We start from the raw sequence: 21,366 nt of genomic DNA, 5'->3' as shown, positions 1-21,366 counted from the left end.
CCAGGTACATGACGACTTCGACCACTGAGGCTCCGGCGGCGCAGCCGGACCTTGCGGCGGCGGGTGCGAGACCCACCCTCTCGCACCGGCAGATTTTGACCATTCTGTCCGGTTTGTTGCTGGGGATGTTCTTGGCGGCGCTGGATCAGAATATTGTGAGTGTGGCGATTGTTCGGATCGCTAATAGTTTGCATGGTTTCGATCAGCAGGCGTGGGCGACGACGGCGTATTTGATTACGGCGACGATTTCGACGCCGTTGTACGGCAAGTTGGCCGATATTTATGGTCGTAAGCCGTTTTATTTGTTGGCGATCGGTATTTTCGTGGTGGGGTCGGCGGCGTGTACGTTCGCGACGTCGATGTATGAGTTGGCGGGGTTCCGGGCGTTCCAGGGGCTGGGTGCCGGTGGCCTGATGTCGCTGGCCATGACCATCGTCGGCGATATCGTCCCGCCGCGTGAACGCGCCCGCTATCAGGGCTATTTCATGATGGTGTTCGGCACCTCGACCGTGCTCGGCCCGGTGCTCGGCGGCCTGTTCTCCGATTACGACACGCTGTGGGGTATCGACGGCTGGCGCTGGGTGTTCCTGGTGAACGTGCCGATCGGGGTGATCGCGCTCGCCGTGGTCGCGAAGGTGCTCAATGTCCCGCATCAGCGGCAGCGATTGAATGTCGACTGGTGGGGTGCGGTCGCGTTGGCGATCTGTGTGGTGCCGTTGCTGATCGTGGCCGAACAGGGCCGCAGCTGGGGCTGGGGTTCCGGCGATTCGGTGATCTGCTACATCATCGGCGGACTCGGCCTGTTGCTGTTCATCGGTGTGGAATACCTGATGAAGGACTCCGCGCTGATCCCGTTGCGGCTGTTCAAGAACTCCACCTTCTCGGTGGTGATGATCGGCGGCTTCATCGTGGGTATCGCGATGTTCGGCGCGATCAGCATGGTGCCGCTGTATCTGCAGGTGGTGCGCGGATATTCGCCGACCGAGGCCGGTCTGTTGATGCTGCCGCTGGTGCTGGGCATCATGATCGGCTCGATGATCTCCGGCCAGGTCGTCAAGCGGACCGGGCGCTACAAGATTCTGCCGGTGATCGGCACGTTCCTGGTGACGGTGGGCGCGCTACTCTACGCGCAGCTGCATTTCGACAGTGCCATGTGGCAGGTGCTCGCGATCGGCTCGCTGGTCGGGCTGGGCCTGGGCTGCTGTATGCAGACGTTGATCATCGCGGCGCAGAACGCGGGTCCGCGGTCGGATATGGGTGTGTCGACGGCGTCGGCGACCTTCTTCCGGCAGGTCGGCGGCACGCTGGGGGTCGCGGTCTTCTTGACGATTCTGTTCAATCTGCTGCCGCACAAGATCACCGATGCCTTCGGTGGCCATCTGCCGCCCGGACTCGACGCGAGCAAGCTGAATCAGTTGCAGGCCAACACCGCCGGAATCGGCGCGCTGCCGCAGCAGATCAAGGATCCGATCCTGATCGGATTCACCAACTCGATGCACGGTGTCTTCTACGCCGCCGCGGGTGTGGCCTTGCTGGCCTGCGTCATCATGGCGTTCATGAAGGAGATTCCGCTCCAGGACCCCACGGCTCCCGCCCCGGCCCCGAAGGATCCGATCGAGGCCGCCGAGGCCGAATGGGCCGAGGAGCAGGTGTGGGAGGGCGCCGCGCAGGCGATCTCCGAACCCGAACCGGTGCTCGCCGCGGCCGCAGCCGGTCGGCATGCCGCGGCCAACGGTCATGAACCACATCGAATCTCGGAGGTTTCGGCAATGACCAACACCCCGGTCGTCAATTCCCACGGCAGCGGCAATGCGATCGGCGGCCAGGTGCAGCGGGCCGACGGACGCCCGGTCGCCGGCGCCGCGCTGACGCTGATCGACCAACGCGGACACCAGGTTTCGCGGGCCACCGGCGACGGTGGCGGTCGCTACTCGATCGATCCGCCGGGCACCGGTAGCTACGTGCTGATCGTCTCGGCCAACGGCCACCAGCCGGCCGCGGTCAACGTCACCGCCGACGGCCGTACCCAGCGGGTCGATCTGACCCTGCAGGGTTCGGGTGAGCTGTCGGGCACGGTGCGGACCGCCGGACAGGGCCAGCCGATCGCCGGCGCCACGGTCACCCTGACCGATCTGCGCGGTGAGGTGGTCGGCGCCGCGGTGACCACCGACAGCGGCAGCTATCTCTGCCACGGGGTGGTCTCCGGGACCTATACGCTGGTGGCGGTGGCTCAGCACATGCGGCCGAGTGCGACCGCGCTGGTCGTGCCCGACAGCGGCCTGCTCCACCACGACATCGAGCTGAGCCCGCTGGCGATGCTGACCGGAACCGTCCTCGCCGATGGGGGCGCTGTGCCCGACGCGCAGGTGACGGTGCTGGACCGATCCGGAACCCCCGTCGGTACCGCCCGCACCGACGAGCAGGGCCGGTATGTACTGACCGATCTCGCCGAGGGAGAGTACACCGTGGTCGCACGCGGATACCCGCCGGTGACGAGTGGGATCACCGTCGGCGACGGCGAGCTCGAACACGATGTGCGACTGGGCTACGAGCCCGACGAACAGGCCGGTGGGCACGGCGCGAACGGCGTCGCGACCAACGGTGAACGGAACGGGGTCCGGCACAATGGTGCCGAACCCAGTGGTGTCGATCAGAACACGGAGCTGTCATGAGCGGTCTGACCGCGCAGGTACGCAATCCCGATGGCTGGCCGGTGCCGGGCGCGCTGCTGACCGTGACCGATCTGAACGGTCGTCAGCTCGCCCGAGCGGTGGCGGACGAGAGCGGAGTGGCGACCACCGAGTCGCTGCCCGCGGGTATGCACACCGCCGTGGTGACCGCGCCGGGCTATCAGCCGGTGGCCCAGATCGCGCGGATATCCGCCGCCGGCACCGGGCAGTTGGGTGCGGTGGCGTTGCAGCCGGAGGCGAATTCCGTCGGCACGCCCGCACCCGGCCCGTGGACCATCGATCCGGTGCATTCGACGATCGTGGCCACCGCCCGCCACCTCGGCATCGCCAGTATCAAGGCGCGGTTCTCGGAGGTGAGCGGCCGCCTGGAGGTGTCCCGGAACTTCGAGCAGACAACGGGTTTCGCGGAGATCAAGGCCGCCAGCATCGATACCGGGATCGGGATGCGCGACGACCATCTGCGCTCGCCCGACTTCCTCGACGTCGAACGCTATCCGCTGATCGGTTTCACCGGATCCGGGCTGCGGCGCACCGGCGCCGACACCTGGGTGATGCCGGGTGAGCTGGAGTTGCACGGCCAGCGCCGCCACGTGGAACTGGATCTGACCTACGGCGGCTCCGGACCCGACCCGTGGGGCGGGGTCCGCGCGGCCTTCCATGCCGAAACCCAGTTGCATCGCAACGATTTCGCGATCGACTACAACGCGATGGTGCGCGCCGGTGTGGCGGCGGTCGGCACCACGGTGAAGATCGATCTGGATATCGAACTGGTGCAGGGAGATTCGCTGCCCCAGATGTGACGGGGCCGGGCGCCGCGATCAGCTCGCGTGCCGCTCCGGGATGACCCAGATCCGCTGGACCGCGGGGAACTCCATGGTGTCGGCGGTGGGGTCCACCCCGTCGAACGGGTCCGGCTCCGAATACCAACGGCTCACGCCGGCAAGGGAATTCGGTGTGTCGAAGAGGCCGAGGTGTAGTTCGGTGGTGTCCATGAACGGATCGACCACCGCTGCGGCGTGCCGTCCGGTGCGAGCCGGGGCGGTGCGCTGCGGAATCCGGAGTCGATCGATGAAGTCTTCGACGGAGGTGTATCCGGCCTCGTAGATCTCGGCCAGCAATCGTTCGGCGGGCGACGGGGCCGAATATCCGCGCATACTGTCCCTCGATCTATCGGTGTTTCACAATAGGTTCGTGTTCAGGGGCGATGGGGGCTGTCGGGGACGCAGCCCCCATCTGACCTGATGTTGCGACAGCGGGACGCTGTGGGCATGGCAACCCGCTCTGCAAGCCTCGGGCAACCGAGGCACATCGAGCGTAGGCCAACTCGGAGCAACCGCACGGCATTTCGGCCGAAACTTCACTGATTCGCAGGCGCGCCAGTCGTTGTGGTGCGACGTACCAGACGGTCGTATTGGATGGCCCACCAGATCTGCGCTCCGGTATGCGCCTGACGCAGATCGCACCCGGTCAACTCCTCGAACCGCCCGATGCGATACCGGACGGTATTGGGATGCACGATCAGCCGTTGTGCGGTGGCCTCGATCCGCATACCGGTGTCCAGATAGTCGGTGAGCGTATCGATCAGCACCGCCGCAGAGGCCCCGGTACCCAGCGGGGCCAGATAGCGACGCACGAGTTCGGCGCCGAGTTCCGGATCGGCCGCGACACCGGGCAGCAGGCCGAGTCCGTCGAACTCGCAGGTGCCGGTGTATCCGAGTGCGGCGGCGGTGGCGAGCGCGCGCCCAGCCAGCCGGAAGGAATGGGCGGCGTCGTCGAGCGGACGTGGCGGTCCGAAGGCCAGCAGCGCCGCCCCCGGAATCCGGATCGTGCGGTCGGTGAATCCGGCGTAGTCGCCGTCGATGACGGTCCGGAATGCGTAATCGGCGCCCTGTGGCCGGAGCAGCCGATCGAACTCGGCGGGTGGTGCGGAGTCCGCCCGGGCACGGAAGGCCCGGTATTCGCCGGCACCGCGCAGTCCGAAGCGCTGGATTCCGAGCGCCAGTTCGGTGGCCGAGACGGTCCCGGTCAGCACGGCGCGGGTGAAATCGGCGCGCTGGGAGCGGTCGCGGTCGGATCGGGCGCGCTCCATCTCGTGATGGGCGTCGGAGAACGAGGTCGCCGCGTCGTCGACCAATGCGAGCAGATCGCGGGTGATCTCCAGTAGCACCGCGTCGTCGGCGCCGTGGTCGGCCGCCACCGCGGTCAGTGTTTCCAGCAGCTGCCGTTCGGCCAGCCGCCAGGCGCGCAGCAGCGCCTCCATGGATACCGCCTGGGTGGCCCGGATCCGCCCGTAGTCGCTCAACTCGGCCGACGGGGCCCCGGTGCCGGCGGAGCTGCCCGCCAGCGCGGCCAGCAATCGGTCCAGGATCGCGACCGTCGTGGGCAGCAGTTCGGCGGCGGCGATGGTGCTGTAATCCGAGATCTCGGCCCGGGCCCGTGTCACGATCCGCGCCGCCAGCTCGTCCCGCTCGGCGTGCATGCGCATCAGCAATCGCCGCCGCGGGGCCGATGACACCGCCGGCTCCGCGGCCCCAACCGCCGCATCCCGGTACGGCGGTTCTGCGGTGGACGGCTCGCTCATGACAGTGCCGAGGATACGACGGCCGTTTGGAGAAACCAACAAAACCGCGATCCGAGACTTCGGCGCCTATTCCATGGTCGCCCACCCATGTGGCGTACGACACTCGATCGCATGTATCTCACCCAGGGTTTGCATCGGGCCGTACAACAGAACCCGAACGGGATCATGACGATCTGCGGCGATCGGGTCCGGACCTTCGCCGAGGGGGCCGATCGGGTGGCGCGGCTCGGGTCGGCGCTGCGGGAACTGGGCGTCGCCGCGGGCGACCGGGTCGCGATCCTGGCGCTCAACAGCGATCGCTATCTGGAATATCTGCTGGCGGTGCCGTGGGCCGGGGGTGCGGTGAATCCGGTCAACATCCGCTGGAGCCCGGCCGAGATCGCGTATTCGCTCGTCGACTCCGATACCGCGGTGCTCTTGGTCGACGATGCCTTCGCCCCGATGGTGCCCGCGCTGCGGGCGGCGGCGCCGGTCCTGCGCACCGTGATCCATTGCGGCGACGGCCCGGCGCCCGACGGCCTGCTGTCCTACGAGGATCTGATCGCCGGTGCGGAACCGGTCGATGACGTACGCCGCGGCGGTGACGCCCCGGCCGGCATCTTCTACACCGGCGGCACCACCGGCCATCCCAAGGGGGTCGTGCTCAGCCACGCCAACCTGCAGATCTCCGCCCTGGGCAGTCAGTCCACCGGCTATCTCGCCCAGCCGGGTGCGCGCTATCTGCACGCCGCGCCGATGTTCCATCTGGCGGATCTGGCCGGTTGCGTCACCCAGATCATGATGGGGGGCGCGCAGGTGATGGTTCCGGCCTTCGAACCCGTGGCGGTGATGGAAGCCGTTGCCGCGCACGGTGTTACCGACACTCTGCTGGTGCCCGTGATGATCCAGATGGTGGTCGACCACCCCCGGGTGGCGGAGTTCGACCTGTCCAGCGTGCGTGGCGTCGTCTACGGCGCCTCGCCGATCGCGCAGGCGGTCCTGGAACGTGCCATCCGGGCGTTCCCACAGGCGCGCTTCGCGCAGGCCTACGGCATGACCGAATTGTCACCGGTGGCGACGCTGCTCGGTCCCGAGGATCATCTAGCCGGCCGGTTGCGGTCGGCGGGCCGGGCGGCGCCGCATGCCGAGGTGCGGATCGCCGACGCCGACGACAACGAGGTGGCGCGCGGCACGGTGGGTGAAATCCTGGTGCGCGGCGGCCATGTGATGCTCGGCTACTGGAACAAGCCGGAGGAGACCGCCGCGGCGCTGCGGGGTGGCTGGATGCACACCGGTGACGGCGGCTATATGGACGACGAGGGCTACGTCTACATCGTCGACCGTATGAAGGACATGATCGTCAGCGGTGGGGAGAACGTGTATTCCGCCGAGGTGGAGAACGCCGTCTCCGCCCATCCCGCGGTCGCGGCCTGCGCGGTGATCGGTGTGCCGGACGAGGAGTGGGGCGAGCGCGTGCACGCGGTGATCGTCTGTCATCCGGGGGCGACGGTGACGGTCGGCGAGATCCGCGAGCACGCCAAGGAACTGATCGCCGGTTACAAGGCGCCGCGCACCATCGAACTGGTCGCGAGCCTGCCGGTCTCCGGCGCCGGCAAGATTCTCAAACGCGAACTGCGCAAACAGTATTGGGGTGAGTCCGAGCGACAGGTGCACTGACCTCGATCAGCGCAGCAGCGGTGTCAGATGGGGTAGTGCCTCGACCGGATGCGCGGCCTCGATCCCGACAACCTTCTCGCGGAAGTGCCAGCCATCCGCGGTGCGGGTGAACAGGCCGACGATCATCCCGGTGTCGCCGCTCGCGGGCAGATCGCGACCGGAGAGTTCGGTACCCGCCGCATCGAGGATCCGGCAGCGCCCGTTGTCGATATCGGCGAAAGTCTGTCCGCTGTAGCAGGTGACGATCACGGCGATCGCGGTGATCTCGGCCCGCACCCGGGTCAGGTCGAGGGTGATGATCTCGTCGTCACCGTCGTCCTCGCCGTTGACGCTGTCGCCGAGCAGTCGCACCGCGCCGTCGGTGGAGATGAGCTGCTGGTGGTAGACGACCTCCGCCGCGGTCGCGCCGCTGAGCAGGACCGCGGACGCGTTGAGGTCGACGGCCGACCGGCGGGGGCCGTACCAGTGCCGTCCGTGCGCGGGATCCCAGCTCAGCCCCACCCGGGCGAATTCCAGCGGCTCGCCGGCCGGTGCTCGTCCCTGTTCGTCGGCCATGCGCCTCCACCTCCCGCCGATGCGGCCCCGCCGGACAGGCGGCGTCGCGATGTCTCCCGGGTGTATCGGGACCGCAGCGGCGGGTGTTATCGGCGGGAAGTGCGTGTGGTTCGCGAAAGACGCTGCCGAACGGCATATTTCAGCCGATCGGGCGATCGGTCGGGAGATTGACGAAACTCGGGGCGTTCGGATCCAGTTGCAGATGTTGCGGTTTCAGTTCCGAATCGTTGAGCATCGGCCGGAACGGCATCGACTTGGGCGCGTCGGCGGCGAACAGATCGATCCGCAGCCGATGACCGATCTGCAGTCGCGCCTGGGTCGGGATCACCGCGATGTCGATCGCCGCCGGTCGACCCGGGGTCACGGGTTCGCGCGAGGCCGCGGTGAGGGGGTGGAACGGAATCGTGTAGTCGCCGTTGGCGGATCGGGCGCTGCGGGCATCGTCGACCGCGCGCATCGACACGGTCAGCTGCCCGGTGGTCAGGGTCGTGGAGGTGCCGTCGGGCGCGACGTCGTTGACGGTCGCGTTCCAGAAACCGTCGGTCGCGTCGTGCAGGACGTTGAGGTGGATGCCGATCGGCCCGGAGATCGCGGTCGGGGCGGTGACCGGCGCGCTGGTGAAGGTCAGGGCGTCGTGTTCGGCGATGCGGGAGTCCTTGGCGCAGGCGTCGAGCACCGCCCCGGATCCAGCCGATCCCTGGGCGGCGTCGCGCGAGCACAGGGTCGCCAGTCCCGGCGCCACGGTCAGGGCATCGACTCCGGCGGGCGGCTGGGCGCTCAGTGAACCGTCGTCCACGCTGGCGACCGCGGTGCCGCTGGGCGTCGCGGTCAGATAGACGCGACGGTGGACCGCACCCGGCTGCGGGTACTCCGGGATCGTCACCCAGCCGCCGCCCTGTTCCTTCAGCACGATCGGGCCGTAGTGATCGATCCCGTTGTCGATGTCCTTGAGCCACTTGTCGAACCAGGCCCGCTGTAGCACCTCGAGGCGCGGCGGCGCTCCGGGTACTCCGGTCCCCGCACCCGGGTTGGCGTGATAGGTATCGCCCACCACCAGCTGTTTGCGGCCCGGTGACAGGGGGATGGCCTGGTAGATCTTGGTTGCCCCGTCGGCGAAGATGTCGTGCCAGCCCCCGTAGACGAAGGTGGGCACGGTGACTCGCTCCGGATGACCCATGATCGCCTGGCGGAACGGGCTGTGCTCGTCGAGCGCGTCGGACAGCGCCGGTGGCATCTGGTCCAGTGACGGGGTGAACAGCGCCGCGGCCAGCAGATCGACATTGGTCGCCGGATCGGCCACGCGCGCACTGAGCCACTTCCAGTCGAAGGTGCCGGTGAACATCGCCTTCAGGTCCGGCACGAACTTGAGCTGGTTGACGGTATTCAGCCACATCGGCAGGAAGGTGGTGCCGACCCCGCCGCCGGGGGCGACCACATCGCGCATCAGATCGCTGCCGGGCACCACCGGGAAGATGGCGCGCAGGGCGGCGGGCGCGTCCTCGGCGGCGCGCAACTGGTTGATGGCGGCGTAGGAGCCGCCGCTCATCGCTACCTTGCCGTTCGAAAAGGATTGTCCCGCGGCCCAATCGATCAGCTCCCGGGTGTCGAGCTGTTCGCGGGCGCTGAGGGTCTCCCACCGGCCCTGTGACTGCCCGGTGCCTCGGACGTCGGCGACCACCAGGGTGTAGCCGCTGCGGATCAGATTGCGGTCCAGGCCGAGGACGGTCGGCACGGTGCCGCCGTCGAGTGCGTGGAGCAGATCGCCGAAGCTGCTGATCGGGGTGCCGGACAGGTTGATCTGCTCGACCATCGACATGACCAGCGGCTGCAGGGCGGGATGCTCGACCGCCTGCCCCACCAGATCGGTCATGAGTTTGGTGTAGGGCGTGAGATTGACGATCGTCGGCAGTGGCTCGGTGACCACCGCGCCGGAGTCGTCGACCGGCCGATAGATATTGGCCTCGAGCACGATGCCGTCGCTCATCCGGATCGGGACATCAGCGTCGAGATGGACATCGGGATACCGCTGGGGCCCGTCGTGGACCGCGGTCCACTGATCTTCCTGACCGGCCAGACTCGGGGTGCCGGAATGCGGGAGTCCGCCGAACAGCGCGGTGGCGGTCGCGGAAAGTCCGACTGCCGCAACAGCGATCAGGGTTCGGACGGGCACCACGGATTTACGCGATCGCAGCTGCCCGAACATTACGCCCCTTCACAGTCGACTTCTCGCGCACAACTGGCCGATCACCGACGATAGCAATCGGCTACCGGTAAAGCCGGTAGCCGAGGCCGGTGTCGCGCGCCAGACTTCGACTACTCGAGCCGGACCGGGAACTCCGCCAGATCGTTCTGGGTCAGCACGGGGAGATTGCGGATCCGATCGCCCGGCACCCCGAGCGACAACTCCGGAAAGCGCTCGAACAGCGCGGGCAGCGCGACGGCGGCCTCGAGCCGGGCCAGTGCGGCGCCCGGGCAGATGTGCGGACCGTGACCGAAGCTGATGTGCCGCTTGGCCGTCGGACGGGTGATGTCGAAGGTATCGGCGTCGGTCCCGTGCACGGTGGTGTCGCGGCCGATGGCCCGATACGACATCACCACACCCTCACCCCGCTCGATCACGGTGTCGCCGACGGTGATGTCCTCGGTCGCGAAACGCATCAGCAGGTGGGTGACCGGGCCGTCCCAGCGCAGCGCCTCCTCGATCGCGTGCTCCCAGCCGAGCTGACCGGAGCGGACCAGCTCGAACTGTTCGGGATGGGTGAGCAGGGCCCGCACGGTGGTGAGGATCAGCGAGACCGTGGTCTCGTGTCCGGCGGCGACCAGGGCTTGGAGATTGCCGACCACCTCGGCTTCGCTCAGCCGCGCACCACCGTCGGTGGCGAGGATCAGCGCACTGGTCAGATCGTCGGCGGGCGCCGCGGACTTGCGGCGCACCATCTCGGTGAAGTACTCGCCCAGCGCCTCGATGACGGCCAGGCGCTCGTCCTGCGGGGTGAGCAGGGAGAAGAACTTCTTGTACCAGTCGAGCAGCATCGGATGGTCGGCGTGATCGACACCCATCAGTTCGCTGATGACGCGCATCGGCAGTGGGTAGGCGAAGACCGATTTCAGGTCCACGGTGTCGGCACGGCCGGACGCGGTGGCCAGATCGTCGAGCAGGGCAGCGGTGGTGGCTTCGATGAACGGACGCACTTGGGTCAGCCGGCGGGCGGTCAGCGCCTGCGTGGTCTTGATCCGCAGGCGGCGGTGTTCGGGACCGTCCACGGTGAACATCGACACGCCGACGTCGATCATGCCGATCAGCGGCCACTGCCGCGTCACCACGCCGTCGCGCCACAGCGACCAGGAATTGATGTCCTTCACCAGTCGGGGGTCGATGAGCAACTGCCGGGCCAGGGTGTGTCCGGTGACGGTCCAGGCCGGGACGCCCAGCAACTCGATGCGGGTCAGATCCTCACCGTCGCGCAGCCGGGTGGTCTCCCCGCCGAGATCACCGACCAGGGGGTCGATCACCAGCGGTGCGGTATGCGGGCAAGTCGGATTCACGAGGTACCTCCCACGGTACGAACGGGTGTGAAGGTGACCGGCAGTGCTGTCATCCCGCGCAGGAACGGCGACGGCCGCCGGGTCAGTTCGGTGGCGGCGACGGCGAGATCGAGATCGGGCAGCCGATCCAACAGCACCTCGATGCCGGTGCGCGCGATGATCTCCGCGATCTGCTGAGCCGGAAACGGGCAGCGGTATTCGCCGTAGCTGAACGCGAAATGCGCGCTGTTGCCACTGTGCGCGGGCGCCAGCGAGTCGGAAAGGTCCTGGCGCACATGCGGATCGGCATTGGCACCGGCCAGGCCGAGCAGCAGCATGTCGCCGCGGCGAATGGTCTTGTCCGCCAGCCGGGTGTCCCGCGCTGCCCAGCGTCCGGCCAGGATCTGAGTGGGGGTGTCCTCCCACAGCACCTCGTTCATCGCCTGTCCGACGCTGTGCCGGCCACCGCCGAGAGCCGCGGCGAAGCGGTCGTCGGTCAGCATCAGCCGCACCGAATTTCCGATCCAGTCACTGGTCGGCAGCTGGCCCGCGGCGGTCACGGCCATCAGGTCCAGGGCGTACTCCTCATCGCTGAACCGCTCGCCCGAGCGGAGCATCCGAGAGGTCAGATCGTCACCGGGACAGGTCTTCTTCATCGCGACCAGCCGCCGCATGTGCTCGGCGAATCGGCCGTAGGCGGGCTGCGCGTCGGCGCCGCCGTCGGCGAGGGTCTTCATCGTCCAGGCCAGATCCGCGCTCTGCTCGTCGGGGAACCCGATCACCCAGCCGAGTGCCAGCACGGGGAGGGGTTCGGCGAATTCGGCGATGAGGTCGGTGTGGCCGCGCCCGCAGAATCCGTCGATCAGGCGATCCGCCAAAGCCTCACAGGCACGGCGCAATCCGAATGGGTCGACCTGGTCCAGCGCCGGCTCCACCATCGCCAGATGGCGTAGGTGCTCGGCGCCGGCGGTGAAGTAGATCGACGGCATCGGGCTGCCGACCATCGGTAGCAGTGGCCAGTCCTCGGGGATGTGCGGCCATTGATTCCAGCGCGCCACATCGCGCGGGAACAGTTCGGGATCGCTGGTGACCTGATGGACCTCGCGATATCCGATCACCAGCCAGGCCGGGATCCCGCCAATCAGCTCGACGGCGACGACCGGGCCGTGGGTACGGCGCATCTCCCGGTACAGCCGTTGTGGATCGGTGTGGAAGCGAGGGCCGCTCAACGGAACCGGATCGGCGGGCGCGACGGGACAGCCAGGGTGCGCGGGCGGGGTGGTCATCGAGTGGACTCCCGCGTGGGTGCGGCCCGCGGACCGGCGGCCCGCAGATGTTCGACCAGGGCGATGAGAACGCGTTTGCCCGAATCTCGTGAGCGGGCGTCACATTCGATCAGGGGCACATCGGCATCCAGATCCAGCGCCGCCCGCAGCCGGTCGTCGTCGTGGCGGGTGGGCCCGAAGATGTTGCACGTCACCACGAACGGTGTCTGCTGATGCTCGAGCCGGTCGATCGCATACCAGGAATCGGTGATCCGAGTCGGATCGACGAGCACGATGGCGCCGAGCGCCCCGGTGAACAGTCGATCCCACAGGAACCAGAACCTCTCCTGACCGGGCGCGCCGAACAGGTACAGCACATGTTCGGCGTCGATGGTGATGCGGCCGAAATCGAAGGCCACGGTCGTGGTCGATTTGGCCGGAACGCCGGACGGATCGTCGATCCCCAGGCCCAAGGAGGTCATGGTCGCCTCGGTGTCGAGCGGTCGGATCTCGCTCACCGCGCGAACCATGGTGGTCTTGCCGACACCGAATCCGCCGACGATCACCACCTTGAGGCCGAGCCGGGCGGTCGCGGCCAGGGGCGCCTGTGCCCGTGCGGGACGATCGCCGGCGTCGCTGCGGCGGCGGTGCTCAGAGGTTGCGGAGTCCAACGAGAACCTTCTCCAATATTGCGGTGTCGGGCAACGAGTTCCACGGCGACGAGGTGGGCGCGGCGTAGGGGTGGCGCACGGTGATCTTGCCCGCGTCGAGCAGGTCGGCGAGCAGCACCATCGTGATGCCGACCGGTAGTCGCAGCTCGGCGGCGATCTCCACCACCGCGGTCGGAGCCCGGCAGATGTCGAGGATCGCGGCCTGCTCGGATTGCATGCCCGGCGCCGGATCCGATTCGGCCACAACCAGAGTCACCAGATCGAAGGCATCGGTATGCGGATGGCTGCGGCCGCCCGTGAGGGTGTAGAGCCGGTCCGGTGTGTCGTCTCGACCCGGCCTGGTCACGGCCGCCGCCTCACGGCCGCCGCCTCACGGCCGCGGACCGCGCGGCGTGGCGGACAGATGTTCGCCCAGTTGTTCGACCAGTTCGCTCATATTGTGGCCGACCAGGCCGGCATCGGCTTCGGCGGCGGCGACCACGGCGATGTGGGCGCCCATACCGGCCTCGACGATGAACAGGATGCCGCCGTAGAACTCCGTCATCGATTGCCGGACGCCGGTGCGGCCGTCGCCGAATTCGACGGAGGCGCCGTGCGAGAGGCTCTGGATGCCGGCCGCGATCGCGGCCAGCTGATCGGCCTTGTCCACCGATAGCTCCGGGGTGTGACAGATCTTGAGGCCGTCGCTGGACAGCAGCAGGGCGTGGCGGGTGCGCGGGGTACGTGACAGCAATTGCTCGAGCAGCCAATCCAGCTGCGCCGGTATGGAAGTGGTCATCGATCGTGCTCCAGGGCGGTCGAAGGGGAGGCGGTCGAAGGGGAGGCGGTCGAAGGGGAGGCGGTCGGCGGCGCGTCGGTGTCCGGCGCCGAGAAGGCCCGCTGGAAGGCGCCCAGTGCCGCGGGGCGCGCCGGTGGGTACGCGGAGTTCTCGGTGGTCGCGCCGGGCAGCCCATCGGGGTGAACGGCGGCGAAGGTGCTGCCGCGCCGGCGCTTGGGCAGCGCCTCGGCGATCTGCCCGGCTGCCGGTGCGATCGGTGCGCCACCGTGTTCTACGGGCGCTTCGGCGACCTCGCGCCGCTCGGCGATGCCGCCCACCGGGGGGCCGAACGGGCGTGCCGCCGGCGGTGCCGCGAGTGGCGCGGCGGGTGGCAGTCGAATCGGCGCGGTCGAGCCCGGCGCACGATCCAGGCGCGTGGTGAGGTCGCGCGGAATCACCACCACCACAGCGGTTCCGCCGATCGCGGACGGCCGGTACGACACGGTCAGCGTATGTTTGCGAGCCAGATTCCCGACCACCGCGAGTCCGAGCCGGGTGCCGGTCAGTGAGGACAGATCCGCGCCCGCGCCGGCCGGGGCGCCCGATACCGCCTGTTCGGCGCGGCGCAGGGCGGAATCGCTCATCACCAGGCCGCTGTCCTCGATGGTGACGACCACTCCGGCCGGTACCTCGGCGGCGTAGACGTGTACCTCGGTGGTCGGCGGGGAGAAGTTGCACGCGTTGTCGATCAACTCGGCCAGTGTGTGCATCACACCTTCGGCGGCGTGGCCGGCGATCGCGATCTCGGCGATCGCGCGCAGCCGCACCCGCCGGTATCCGGCGACCCGGCCCATCGCCCCACGCAGAATCGATTCCATCGCAATGGGTTTGGCCCACCGGCGGCCGGACCGCGCACCGCTGAGCACCGCGACACTGTCGGCCAGCCGGCCGGCCTGGGCGGTGCGGTGATCGAGGGCCAGGAGATCGGCCAGTACCGCCGGATCGCCGTGCCGGTGTTCCATCTCGCGCAGTTCGGCCAGCATGGAAGTGGTCATCGCCTGCATGCGCCCCGCCGCCCCGGCGAACGCCGCCATCGCCGCCACCCGGCGGTTCTCGCTGCCGCTCGCTTCCCGGTTCGCCGCGGTCGCGGCATCGTGGGCGGCGGCGAAGCGGGCCTCGCTCTCGACGACGTAGTTCGCCGCGGCCCGCTCGGCGCGTTCGTGCGCCTCGCGGTAGCGAATTACCTGGTCACGCAGGTGGGTGGCAAGGCCGGTCGCCGCGGCGAGTGCCAGTGCGGCGACCGCGGCGGTGACGCAGACGACGATCCGCTCGGTGCCGGAGCAGAACCGCAGCACGGTGTAGCAGGCCGCGGCGCCCACCGTCGCGCAGAGCGCGACCGGAAGTACCCACGTCCACCTGTGCGGAGACGGCACAGTTCCCCCAACCTTCGCGGCGCACGGCTGGCTCGAATATGCGGACCGCCAGACGATTTCGAAAATTCGGGCACGAGCATAACGCCGTCCCGGAGGTCTCGCTACTCGAAAGCCGCCGTCCGATCCGAGTGCTTCATAATGCAAGATTGCATTCGCTATTTCGAATTCGTACACCGCGGCGGCAATACCTCGGACTGCTCCGAAATCGCTGGTGGACAAGGTATTCGGGCTGATCCCGGCCGCGCGGGCCGGTCAACTCTCGTTCGATCACAAACCGAAAACGATGAGGGGGCAGCGTATTTCATCGAATTCAGTGAACAGTGTTCATTTCACCCTGAGCGGCGCCTTTGTCTTATGGTCGAGTGACCGGTGAGCGGGAGTGCGCGCCGAACAGGAACGTGTATCAGTTACCGTCCGGGTATGGCCGCAGAACCGAACGAGAACATCGATCCGCATCGCTACGGGCCGTGGGCTGTCATCGCCGGTGGCTCGGAAGGAGTCGGCGCCGAATTCGCCGATCGGCTCGCCGCGGCGGGCATCGATATCGTGCTCCTGGCACGCCGCGAGGGACCGCTGGCCGAGACCGCCGAGCGGATTCGCGCGCGCGGCGCGCGGGTGCGCACCCTGGCAGTGGATCTGACCGCCTCCGATGCGGCCGAGAAGGTCGCCGCCGCCACCGCCGATATCGAGGTCGGGCTGCTGATCTTCAACGCCGGAGCCAATACCCACAGCGCCGAATTCCTCGACGGCGACCTCGACGCGTTCGCCGCCATGAACGCACTGAACGTGACCACTCCGCTGGCATTGGTCCATCACTTCGGGCGCGGTATGCGGGAGCGGCGCCGCGGCGGCATCGTCCTGGTGGGCTCGCTCACCGGATACAGCGGTTCGGCCCGGCACACCGTCTACGGCGGCTCCAAGGCGTACCTGCGCATCTTCGCCGAGAGTCTGTGGCTGGAACTACGCGACCATCAGGTCGACGTCCTGCATCTGGTCCTCGGGGTGACCCGGACTCCGGCCATGGCGCGAGCCGGGCTGAACTTCGATATTCCGGGTATGCGGGTGGCCGAACCGGCCGACGTGGCCCGGGAGGGCCTGGCGCACCTCGCCGACGGGCCGGTGTTCGTCGCCGGCGGCAACGCGGAGACGGCGGCGCGCAGCAGTGGTCCCGATCGCGCCGCGATCGTACTGGGCGGGCATCGCCGGATGCGGAAGTTGCTGGGCCTGCCCGGAGACCGTCCGTGACCGGCCCGCTGCGCCTGGCTCTGTCCTCGCCGATCGTGGTGCAGTTCCCCGGGCAGTGCGCGCCGTGGGAGGCGGCGGCCGGGATCGAGGATCTCGCGCTCATCGCCGAAACGGCGGACCGGCTGGGGTTCGATCATCTGACCTGCAGTGAACACACCGCGGTACCGGCCGCGGCGGCGGCCGTGCGCGGGGCGACCTACTGGGATCCGGTGGCGACGCTGTCGTATCTGGCCGCCCGCACCACCCGGATCCGGCTCGCCACCTCGGTGCTGGTGCTGCCGTACCACCATCCGCTCGAGATCGCCAAGCGCTACGGAACTCTGGACCGGATCAGCGGCGGGCGTGTGGTGCTCGGCGTCGGCGTCGGCTCCCTGGCCGAGGAGTTCGATCTGCTGGATGCGCCGTGGGAGGGGCGGGGGGAGCGGTCCGACGACGCGGTCGCGGCCCTGCGAGCGGCCTTCGGTGTGCGCGAACCCGCTTACACCGGAACGCATTACACGTTCTCGGGCATGGTGGTCGAGCCGTTCGGCGTGCAGCGGCACGTGCCGATCTGGGTGGGCGGTCGCACCATGCGTTCACTGCGCCGCGCGGTCCGCGCGGGCGACGGCTGGATGCCGTTCGGCCTACCTGCGGCGGAACTGAAAAAGATGCTGTCGCAGGTCGACTCGCCGCCCGAGTTCGAGGTGGTGCTGCCCAGCGGGCCACTGGACCCGATCGGCGAACCGGACCGTGTGCTGCGCCGGCTCGCGACACTGGCCGACGTGGGCGCCACCCTCGCCGGATGTACGGTCGTCGCGGACTCGGCCGCGCACTACTGCGAACAGCTCGTCGCGCTGTGGGAGCTGTCGGCGCGGTGAGTGTGGTGGACCGGCCGGATGCCGATACCGATCAGGAGGGTGATGTGACAGCCGAGGACGATATCGTGGGGATACTGAGCCGCCTGCGCCGAGTCGAGGACGAACTCGCGATCCTGCGGCTGATCGCCTCGTACGGCCCGCTGGTCGACGCCGGCGCCGCCGACGCCACCGCCGAATTGTGGTGCGCCGACGGTGAATACGAGGTCGAGGGCTGGCAGATGCGCGGCCGCGACGAGGTGCGGGCGATGGTGAACTCACCCTCGCACCAGGCGTTGATCACGACCGGATCGGCGCACTTCCAAGGGCCCGCTCGTATCGACATCGACGGTGACGGGGCGCTGGCGGTGTTCGAATCGCTGCTCGTCCACCACGAGCAGGACGGCTATCGGGTACTGCGCGCGAGCGTGCACCGCCTGGAACTGCGCCGCGAATCCGAAGGCTGGCGGATAGCGCGACGTACCGGCCGCCTGCTGGACGGCGGTTCGCACGCGCGGGAGCTGCTGGCCACCTTCGCACAGGACGCGCGCGACTGAGTCGCGGGCGGCCGCTCACCGCCCGCAGCCGAGCGGTGAGCGCGCCGGGGCGGGATCCCACCGGATCCCGGCGCCGGCGGCCGCCGCGCTACTCGTCGGCGATGAGTCCGTACTCGGCGAGGAGCTGACCGACCTCGGAACTCTCCAGTCTGCCGATGAGCTTGCGGCGCACGATATCCGGGCCCGGGATGTTCAGCGCGCCGCCGTCTCGCATATGGCTGACGGCATTGAGCAGACTGCGGATGTCGTAGGTGGAGTTGAACACCTCGGGCACACCACGCTCGATACCGAGCAGCCGGTAGGCAGCTTCCGTGGCCGACTCCCATTTCGTCTCCGGGATGTGGGCCCCGAATACATCGGGCCGCCCGAACGCGGGATCCTTCGCGGCGATGCGGCGCCACAGCTCCCGCGCCGGGGCCGGTCCCTCGTTCAGTTTCGCCGCGGTGTGGTGATCACCCTCGTCGGAGTTCTGCACCAGGGAGCCGATCGTGGTGAACACCAGATCGTCGGGGCCCAGGTCGGCGCTGCCCTCGGCGCCGCCGGACACCCAGTGGATCCGGGTGGCCCGCTTGCGTTCCGGGGTGATGTCGAAATCGATCTCGGTGACCTCGGTGTCGAACCGCACGGTCACTCCTCGGTCGAGCGGCCACCGGTACAGCGGCAGTACCAGCGCGAGGAAGATCTCGGCGATGTCCTTCTGCGCCTAGTCGTTCAGTGCGAACGGACCTACATATGGCTCCTCTTCGACGGTCGTGCGAGTACCCGGTGCACCTTCGGAATGTGCTGTGCGATAACGCTTTATGCCTGGTAGCGGTAGAATCCCTCACCGCTGGCGATACCGAGTTTGCCCTTGTCGATGTATTCCGACTTCAGCCAGGCGGCCAGTTTCCGCCCGTCCTCACCGCTGTTGACCAGGATGTTGTAGGGCGTGGTGAGGCCGACGATATCGAGGATCTGGAAGGGGCCGGCGGGTGCGCCGGTGCCGATGCGCCAGGTCTCGTCGACCGCCTTCGGTTCGGCGTAGCCGCCGGCCGCGAGTGCCATCGCCGAGTTGAGGAACGGCACCAGCAGCGAGTTCAGCACGTAACCCGCCTTCTCCTTGTGCAATTCGATCGGGACCATGCCGATGGCGCGGGCGAATTCGACGACCGCGTCGTACACCTTCGGATCGGTGTCGGCGGTACCCATCACCTCGGCGGTGTTGAAATGCCACACCTGATTCGCGAAATGCAGCGCCAGGAAGCGGTCCGGACGTCCGGTCGAATCCTTGATGTCACTGGGCAGCAGGGTGGAGGAGTTGGTGGCGAAGATGGTGTGCTCGGGCGCCGCCGCGGCGAGCTTGCGGTAGGTGTCCTGTTTGATGGACAGCACCTCCGGCACCGCCTCGATGATCAGATCGGCCTCCCGCGCGGCCGCGGCCAGATCGTCGGTGAGTGCGATACCGGCCGCGGTGGCATCGGCCTTGCCGTCGCCCGCGCCCTCGACCTGCTCGCGATAGGTGGCCGCCAGCTTGTCGAAGCGCTCACGCGCGGCGGTCAGCGCCTCGTCGTTGATGTCGTAGGAGGTGACGTCGAATCCGTGGAACGCGGTCTGGAAGGCGATCTGTGAACCGAGAACTCCGGTCCCGAGGACGGTTACCTTGCGAATGGTGGTCATATCGGCTCCGTTCTGCGGAGTGTTCTCCGCGCTGGGGTGAAATATGTTGTAGGGCAGCAAATCACGTGGTGTCGAGCACGTCCGGAGTGGCCCGGAAGCCGGCGACGAGCTGCACGATCTGGGCGTGCAGATCGGTGATCGGATCGTGGTCGGGATCGACTCCGATGGACGGACGCACCAGTGCCATGTGCAGTACCGCGAAAATGCTGCGACCGGTGACGCGCGCGGCCTCCCGCAGTGCCGGTGTGACCGGATGGGCGGCGGCGATCAGGATGTCGGCCAGTATCGCCTCGAGTCGTGCCACCAAGGCCAGGCCCTGTTCGCGGTAGGTCTCCTCGGGCGGTCCGAACAGTAATTCCCGCTGGTAGGCGATGGTGTTCTCGATATTCCGGTCGGCGGCCGACAGGATCGGACGCACCAGTGCCGCGATCGCGGCAACCGGGTCCGCGACTGTGCGTGCCTGCCGCTCGCCCGACTCCAGGGCCGCGCGGAAGTCCTCGTTGTAGACCATCAGCAACAGCTGGCCCTTGGATGAGGCATAGCGGAACAGGGTGCCCGCGGCGATATCGGCCCGATCCGAGATCTGCTGGGTGGTCACGGCATGAAATCCGCTTTCGGCAAACAGCCGGGAAGCCGCGTCGAAGATGCGAACCTGCTTATCCCGCATATTGCGAAGACGACGGTTCACCTGCTGAACATCGGATGGAGTTGTCAACCGGACACCTCCCCTCGGCATCAAAAAATGAGTAGACTCATTAATGAGCATACTCATGGTAAACGCGAGTGCAACCGCGTCCAGCATGACCGGGATCGCTGTCCGCGTCAGCCGCTCAGCACGCGACGTGCCCGGAACGTGATGCGCGGTTGCGGCGCGAGGCGACGAAGGAGGATCGGATGGGCGAGGTCACGACCGCGGAGCGGGAGATCGCCGAGCGGGTCGATCTGTGCACGCCCCGGGGACGGCTGAATCCCGACGCGGTCGGCTGGACCAGGCGGCCGCTGCACCGCGCGAATCTGCGGGGCTGGGGCCGGTGCAAGCGGTGGGAGTACTGGGGGATCGTCACCGCGGACTACATCATCGGCATCGTGCTGACATCGCTGGATTACGCTGGGCTGCAGGGGATCTACCTGCTCGATCGGCGCGACGGCACCGAAGTCGCCACCGATGTCGTCACACCGCTGGCACGGGGGGTCCGGCTGCCCGATCGCAGCGGTGTCGATACCGCCTCGGGGCAGGCCGGCGACGTGGTCATCGAATTGCGGAACGAGCTGGGCGGCACCAGTATTCACGCCACCACGCCTCGTATCGATATCGATCTGCGGGCCGTGCTGCCGGTCGGCCACGAATCGCTGGGCGTCGTCGTGCCCTGGAGTCCGACCCGGTTCCAGTACACGGTGAAGGATCTCGGGCGGCCGGTGACCGGCACCCTCACTGTCGACGGGGTCGCGCACGTGATCGACTCGGGTTTCGCCGTTCTCGACCACGGCCGCGGTAAGTGGCCCTATTCGGTGGCCTGGAACTGGGCGGCCGGATGTGGCCCCGGGGTGGCGATCCAGCTGGGCGGCAAATGGACCGACGGCACCGGATCGACCGAGAACGCGCTGTTCGTGGATGGCCGGTTGCACAAGATCGGTGACGATCTCGGCTGGGACTACGACCGCGCGGACTGGATGCGGCCGTGGCGGATCACCGGTCCGCGGGTGGAGGTCGAATTCACGCCCTTCCACGTGCGCGAGTCCCGGACGGCGCTCGGCGTGCTGGCCAACGACACCCATCAGTGCTTCGGTCATTTCACCGGCCGGGCCTGTGCCGACGACGGCCGCTGGGTCGACCTGGACGGGCTCACCGGCTGGGCGGAGGAGGCGCGCAACCGCTGGTGATCCGCGCTCGGATCTGAAACGCTACCCGCGTTGATTTGCTATTGCGTTCTTGTTCTCGGGA

Annotated in this window: 19 protein-coding genes and 1 pseudogene; 7 read left to right on the top strand and 13 right to left on the bottom strand. The window is 68.0% G+C overall.

Features of this window, described 5'->3' with window-relative positions; all coding sequences use genetic code 11:
- Window positions 1-8: 8 nt before the first annotated feature.
- Window positions 9-2,672, top strand: a complete 2,664-nt coding sequence (locus LKD76_RS25420; protein ID WP_227983938.1) for an MFS transporter — start codon at window positions 9-11, stop codon at window positions 2,670-2,672.
- A complete protein-coding gene (locus LKD76_RS25415) occupies window positions 2,669-3,490 on the top strand; it encodes a YceI family protein (protein WP_227983937.1) in 822 nt (273 codons plus the stop codon). The genes LKD76_RS25420 and LKD76_RS25415 overlap by 4 nt, the downstream gene beginning before the upstream one ends.
- An 18-nt stretch (window positions 3,491-3,508) precedes the next feature.
- On the opposite strand, the gene LKD76_RS25410 is transcribed toward LKD76_RS25415, so the two are convergent.
- A complete protein-coding gene (locus LKD76_RS25410; RefSeq protein WP_227983936.1) occupies window positions 3,509-3,844 on the bottom strand; it encodes a hypothetical protein in 336 nt (111 codons plus the stop codon).
- Window positions 3,845-4,047: 203 nt separating this feature from the next.
- A complete protein-coding gene (locus LKD76_RS25405; protein ID WP_227983935.1) occupies window positions 4,048-5,271 on the bottom strand; it encodes an RsbRD N-terminal domain-containing protein in 1,224 nt (407 codons plus the stop codon).
- A gap of 111 nt (window positions 5,272-5,382) precedes the next feature.
- On the opposite strand from LKD76_RS25405, the gene LKD76_RS25400 reads away from it, so the two are divergent.
- Window positions 5,383-6,927, top strand: a complete 1,545-nt coding sequence (locus LKD76_RS25400) for a long-chain-fatty-acid--CoA ligase (RefSeq protein ID WP_227983934.1) — start codon at window positions 5,383-5,385, stop codon at window positions 6,925-6,927.
- 6 nt (window positions 6,928-6,933) lie between these two features.
- Here LKD76_RS25400 and LKD76_RS25395 read toward each other — a convergent pair whose 3' ends face one another.
- The 8 genes from LKD76_RS25395 to LKD76_RS25360 all read right to left on the bottom strand — a co-directional run bounded on the left by LKD76_RS25395 (window position 6,934) and on the right by LKD76_RS25360 (window position 15,133).
- The gene (locus LKD76_RS25395) at window positions 6,934-7,482 is read right to left on the bottom strand and encodes a TerD family protein (protein WP_227983933.1); all 549 of its coding nucleotides are present in this window, start codon (window positions 7,480-7,482) and stop codon (window positions 6,934-6,936) included.
- A gap of 139 nt (window positions 7,483-7,621) precedes the next feature.
- Window positions 7,622-9,685 carry a CocE/NonD family hydrolase gene (locus LKD76_RS25390; RefSeq protein ID WP_227983932.1) on the bottom strand — a complete coding sequence of 688 codons (2,064 nt, stop codon included), beginning with the start codon at window positions 9,683-9,685 and terminating at the stop codon, window positions 7,622-7,624.
- A gap of 110 nt (window positions 9,686-9,795) precedes the next feature.
- Window positions 9,796-11,028, bottom strand: a complete 1,233-nt coding sequence (locus LKD76_RS25385; RefSeq protein WP_227983931.1) for a cytochrome P450 family protein — start codon at window positions 11,026-11,028, stop codon at window positions 9,796-9,798.
- Window positions 11,025-12,293: a cytochrome P450 gene (locus tag LKD76_RS25380; protein WP_227983930.1), complete on the bottom strand. Its 1,269-nt coding sequence runs from the start codon at window positions 12,291-12,293 to the stop codon at window positions 11,025-11,027. Before LKD76_RS25380 ends, LKD76_RS25385 begins: the two co-directional genes overlap by 4 nt.
- Window positions 12,290-12,871 (bottom strand): GTP-binding protein, encoded by a 582-nt coding sequence (locus tag LKD76_RS25375; RefSeq protein ID WP_255662057.1) that lies wholly within the window; start codon window positions 12,869-12,871, stop codon window positions 12,290-12,292. The genes LKD76_RS25380 and LKD76_RS25375 overlap by 4 nt, the downstream gene beginning before the upstream one ends.
- Before the next feature lie 52 nt (window positions 12,872-12,923).
- The gene (locus tag LKD76_RS25370) at window positions 12,924-13,289 is read right to left on the bottom strand and encodes a DUF742 domain-containing protein (protein ID WP_227983928.1); all 366 of its coding nucleotides are present in this window, start codon (window positions 13,287-13,289) and stop codon (window positions 12,924-12,926) included.
- A 24-nt stretch (window positions 13,290-13,313) separates the two neighbouring features.
- Window positions 13,314-13,721, bottom strand: a complete 408-nt coding sequence (locus LKD76_RS25365) for a roadblock/LC7 domain-containing protein (RefSeq protein ID WP_227983927.1) — start codon at window positions 13,719-13,721, stop codon at window positions 13,314-13,316.
- Window positions 13,718-15,133 carry a sensor histidine kinase gene (locus LKD76_RS25360; protein ID WP_227983926.1) on the bottom strand — a complete coding sequence of 472 codons (1,416 nt, stop codon included), beginning with the start codon at window positions 15,131-15,133 and terminating at the stop codon, window positions 13,718-13,720. The genes LKD76_RS25365 and LKD76_RS25360 overlap by 4 nt, the downstream gene beginning before the upstream one ends.
- Before the next feature lie 420 nt (window positions 15,134-15,553).
- Here LKD76_RS25360 and LKD76_RS25355 point away from each other — a divergent pair, with 420 nt between their 5' ends.
- The 3 genes from LKD76_RS25355 to LKD76_RS25345 are packed head-to-tail and all read left to right on the top strand — an operon-like array spanning window position 15,554 to window position 17,768.
- Entirely contained in the window at window positions 15,554-16,378 is an 825-nt protein-coding gene (locus LKD76_RS25355; protein WP_227983925.1) for an SDR family NAD(P)-dependent oxidoreductase, read from the top strand.
- A gap of 8 nt (window positions 16,379-16,386) precedes the next feature.
- A complete protein-coding gene (locus LKD76_RS25350; protein ID WP_227985394.1) occupies window positions 16,387-17,235 on the top strand; it encodes a TIGR03619 family F420-dependent LLM class oxidoreductase in 849 nt (282 codons plus the stop codon).
- Between the two features lie 44 nt (window positions 17,236-17,279).
- Window positions 17,280-17,768, top strand: a complete 489-nt coding sequence (locus LKD76_RS25345; protein WP_372466009.1) for a nuclear transport factor 2 family protein — start codon at window positions 17,280-17,282, stop codon at window positions 17,766-17,768.
- Window positions 17,769-17,856: 88 nt separating this feature from the next.
- Here the strand turns inward: LKD76_RS25345 and LKD76_RS25340 are convergent.
- The 3 genes and pseudogenes from LKD76_RS25340 to LKD76_RS25330 form a co-directional block, all read right to left on the bottom strand.
- Window positions 17,857-18,441 (bottom strand): annotated as a pseudogene (locus LKD76_RS25340) (oleate hydratase); the annotation flags it as partial.
- Between the two features lie 125 nt (window positions 18,442-18,566).
- Window positions 18,567-19,424, bottom strand: a complete 858-nt coding sequence (locus LKD76_RS25335) for a 3-hydroxyacyl-CoA dehydrogenase (protein WP_227983923.1) — start codon at window positions 19,422-19,424, stop codon at window positions 18,567-18,569.
- Window positions 19,425-19,485: 61 nt separating this feature from the next.
- Window positions 19,486-20,139 (bottom strand): TetR/AcrR family transcriptional regulator, encoded by a 654-nt coding sequence (locus tag LKD76_RS25330; RefSeq protein ID WP_308188578.1) that lies wholly within the window; start codon window positions 20,137-20,139, stop codon window positions 19,486-19,488.
- Between the two features lie 179 nt (window positions 20,140-20,318).
- Here LKD76_RS25330 and LKD76_RS25325 point away from each other — a divergent pair, with 179 nt between their 5' ends.
- Window positions 20,319-21,305, top strand: a complete 987-nt coding sequence (locus tag LKD76_RS25325; protein ID WP_227983922.1) for a DUF2804 domain-containing protein — start codon at window positions 20,319-20,321, stop codon at window positions 21,303-21,305.
- The last annotated feature ends 61 nt before the right edge of the window (window positions 21,306-21,366 follow it).

The organism is Nocardia spumae (assembly GCF_020733635.1).
GTDB classification, from domain to species: Bacteria; Actinomycetota; Actinomycetes; order Mycobacteriales; family Mycobacteriaceae; genus Nocardia; species Nocardia spumae.
Note: the sequence above shows the minus strand (reverse complement) of the source record. Positions and strands in the feature narration are given on the sequence as shown.

What these genes read in the sequence shown, in the direction of transcription:
- LKD76_RS25420 (WP_227983938.1), top strand. Translation starts at nt 9, where the DNA reads ATGACGACTTCGACCACTGAGGCTCCGGCGGCGCAGCCGGACCTTGCG.
- LKD76_RS25410 (WP_227983936.1), bottom strand. Translation starts at nt 3,844, where the DNA reads ATGCGCGGATATTCGGCCCCGTCGCCCGCCGAACGATTGCTGGCCGAG.
- LKD76_RS25380 (WP_227983930.1), bottom strand. Translation starts at nt 12,293, where the DNA reads ATGACCACCCCGCCCGCGCACCCTGGCTGTCCCGTCGCGCCCGCCGAT.
- LKD76_RS25390 (WP_227983932.1), bottom strand. Translation starts at nt 9,685, where the DNA reads ATGTTCGGGCAGCTGCGATCGCGTAAATCCGTGGTGCCCGTCCGAACC.
- LKD76_RS25415 (WP_227983937.1), top strand. Translation starts at nt 2,669, where the DNA reads ATGAGCGGTCTGACCGCGCAGGTACGCAATCCCGATGGCTGGCCGGTG.
- LKD76_RS25400 (WP_227983934.1), top strand. Translation starts at nt 5,383, where the DNA reads ATGTATCTCACCCAGGGTTTGCATCGGGCCGTACAACAGAACCCGAAC.
- LKD76_RS25355 (WP_227983925.1), top strand. Translation starts at nt 15,554, where the DNA reads ATGGCCGCAGAACCGAACGAGAACATCGATCCGCATCGCTACGGGCCG.
- LKD76_RS25365 (WP_227983927.1), bottom strand. Translation starts at nt 13,721, where the DNA reads ATGACCACTTCCATACCGGCGCAGCTGGATTGGCTGCTCGAGCAATTG.
- LKD76_RS25325 (WP_227983922.1), top strand. Translation starts at nt 20,319, where the DNA reads ATGGGCGAGGTCACGACCGCGGAGCGGGAGATCGCCGAGCGGGTCGAT.
- LKD76_RS25395 (WP_227983933.1), bottom strand. Translation starts at nt 7,482, where the DNA reads ATGGCCGACGAACAGGGACGAGCACCGGCCGGCGAGCCGCTGGAATTC.
- LKD76_RS25405 (WP_227983935.1), bottom strand. Translation starts at nt 5,271, where the DNA reads ATGAGCGAGCCGTCCACCGCAGAACCGCCGTACCGGGATGCGGCGGTT.
- LKD76_RS25335 (WP_227983923.1), bottom strand. Translation starts at nt 19,424, where the DNA reads ATGACCACCATTCGCAAGGTAACCGTCCTCGGGACCGGAGTTCTCGGT.